At 68.9% G+C, this 2,191-nt stretch carries 2 protein-coding genes and 1 pseudogene; 2 read left to right on the top strand and 1 reads right to left on the bottom strand.

The genetic code is table 11. The features are described from left to right. Window positions 1-328: phytanoyl-CoA dioxygenase family protein (locus tag RMO97_RS15295; protein WP_310541904.1), on the top strand; the 328-nt coding region annotated here is incomplete at its 5' end. Continuing rightward, window positions 328-1,722: a hypothetical protein gene (locus tag RMO97_RS15290; RefSeq protein ID WP_310541903.1), complete on the top strand. Its 1,395-nt coding sequence runs from the start codon at window positions 328-330 to the stop codon at window positions 1,720-1,722. The genes RMO97_RS15295 and RMO97_RS15290, both read left to right, overlap by 1 nt. On the opposite strand, the pseudogene RMO97_RS15285 reads toward RMO97_RS15290, so the two are convergent. Then, window positions 1,658-2,191 (bottom strand): annotated as a pseudogene (locus RMO97_RS15285) (2-oxoacid:ferredoxin oxidoreductase subunit beta); the annotation flags it as partial. The gene RMO97_RS15290 and the pseudogene RMO97_RS15285 overlap by 65 nt on opposite strands.

The following is a 2,191-nucleotide window of genomic DNA, read 5'->3' as shown; positions in this document are numbered from 1 at the left end:
TGGCGGCGCCTACGACACCATCGCGGCGGAAATGCCCAAGGGCTCGGTGCTGATCTGGGACGGCGCCCTGTGGCACGGCGGCGGGGCCAACCAGACCGAGACGCGGCGCACCGGCGTCGCCATGAACTATTGCGCGGGCTTTGTGCGTCAGCAGGAGAACCAGCAACTGGGTATCCCGCCGGAGATGGTGCGGGGGTTCGCGCCGCGGCTGCAGGAGCTGGTGGGGTACGGGGTCTATCGCGGCCTGATCGGCCACATCGACAAGCAGAGCCCGGCGCAGCGGCTCACCGGCGGGGGCGGCTTCAAGTCAATATGGGACCGCACGTGATGGCCCTTCGACAACTGGCGATCGCCGGCGTCGCCATGAGCCTGCTGACCGCCTGCGGCGCCCCCCGCCTGCCGAAGATGACCGCCGACCAGAACTGCCACATCGGCGTCTACCGCATGGTCGACGGCCGACTGTTGGACATCGGACCGGCCGACGGCTCCGACCTGCGCTGGCGGCTGCAGGATGGACAGGTCGGCCGGCTGCACGCCGACCGCGCCTGGGCGGCCACCGTGGGCTGGACCGACCGTCCCGACACCACCACCGTTCGCTGGGGCGACAGTTGCCAGGGTGTCACCCTGGTCAGTCCCCAAGGATCGGTCGAGGGACGGCGGGTGGCGCTGGAGGTTCGCGAGACCCGCTTCAAGAGCGGCGACCAGACCCTGTTTGGCCGGCTGGTGCTGCCGCCCGGCGATCAGCCGGTCACGATCATCGTGCAGGTGCATGGGTCGGAGAAGACCGCGGCCAGCCTCTACGACCACACCCAGCGCCTGGTCCCGGCCCAGGGCGTCGGGGTCTTCGTCTATGACAAGCGTGGCACGGGACGCTCAACCGGCGACTACACCCAGGACTTCCAGGTGTTGGGCCGGGACGCCGCCGCCGCCGCCGTGGCCGCGCGCCAATTGGCGGGGGCCCGCGCTGGCCGCGTCGGGTTCGAGGGGCGTAGTCAGGGCGGCTGGGTCGCCCCCATTGCGGCCAACCTGACCCCGGTGGATTTTGTCATCGTCGGCTATGGCCTGGCCGACAGCCCCTTCGCAGAGAACCGCGACGAGGCCTTGCAGGACATCGCCTCCCACGGTCCCGGCGCCCGCGCCGGCGCTCTGGAGGTCATCACCGCAACCGAGGGTGTGATGGCCTCGAACTTCACGTCGGGCTTCGAGCGGCTTGAGGCGGCCAAGGCCCGATACGGAAAGCAGCCCTGGTTCAAGGACCTGAAGGGCGAGTTCACCGGCGACCTTGCGAAATATCCAAGCTGGATCCTGCGTGTCGTGGGTCCGACCTTCAACCGGCAGACCCCCTGGACCTATGATCCCCTGCCGACCCTTCGGCGGCTGGAGGCTCCGACGCTCTGGGTGCTGGCCGGCGAGGACACCGCCGCCCCGGTGGCCGAGACACGGCGCCGGCTGCTGACGCTACACGCCCAGGGCCGTCCGATCACCGTGCTGGAGTTCCCGAGAACCGAGCATGGCATGTACACCTTCGAGACGGACGCCAAGGGTGAGCGGCGCAAGGTCCGCTATGCCGAGGGCTATTTCCAGACCAGCCTTGACTGGGCCCGGACCGGCGCCCTGGCCGGCCCCTACGGCGACGCAGTGCTGCTGACGCCCGGGCCTAGCGCAGGCTCGCGTTCAGCCGTTCCAGCACCTTCGACCCCGGGATCAGCTGGGCGTCGGTGAGCTGGTTCAGCGGGGTCTCGACGGTCTCCAGGCCCTCGTGCAGATCGGTGGCCTTGGGGTCGACATAGAGCAGGCCGGTGACCACCTCACCCTGCGCCTGGCGGCTGGCCAGGTAGGACATGGCCGAGATCCGGTCGGTGGGGTCGTAGTGTTCAGCCAGCTTGTGCAGGTTGAGGACAGAGCCGTCGTGCTGGGTCACCAGCGTATTGGTCCCGGGCTCGTAGTCGACGTGGATCGCCTCGCGCGGCACCACGAAGTCGAGGGTGTTCACCGCCTCGTTGTGATCGCGGACATAGTCGAAGCTCTTGGTGGAGCCCGCGTGATTGTTGAACTGGATGCAGGGGCTGATGCAGTCGATGAAGGCCGAGCCCTGGTGGCTGAGAGCGGCCTTGATCAGGGGCACCAGCTGGGCCTTGTCGCCCGAGAAGGAGCGGGCCACGAAGGTGGCGCCCAGCTGCAGGGCGACGCT

It is taken from the genome of Phenylobacterium sp. (assembly GCF_031425575.1).
GTDB lineage: Bacteria > Pseudomonadota > Alphaproteobacteria > Caulobacterales > Caulobacteraceae > Phenylobacterium.
The sequence above is the reverse complement of the archived record's forward strand: the minus strand, read 5'-3'. Positions and strand labels throughout refer to the sequence as shown.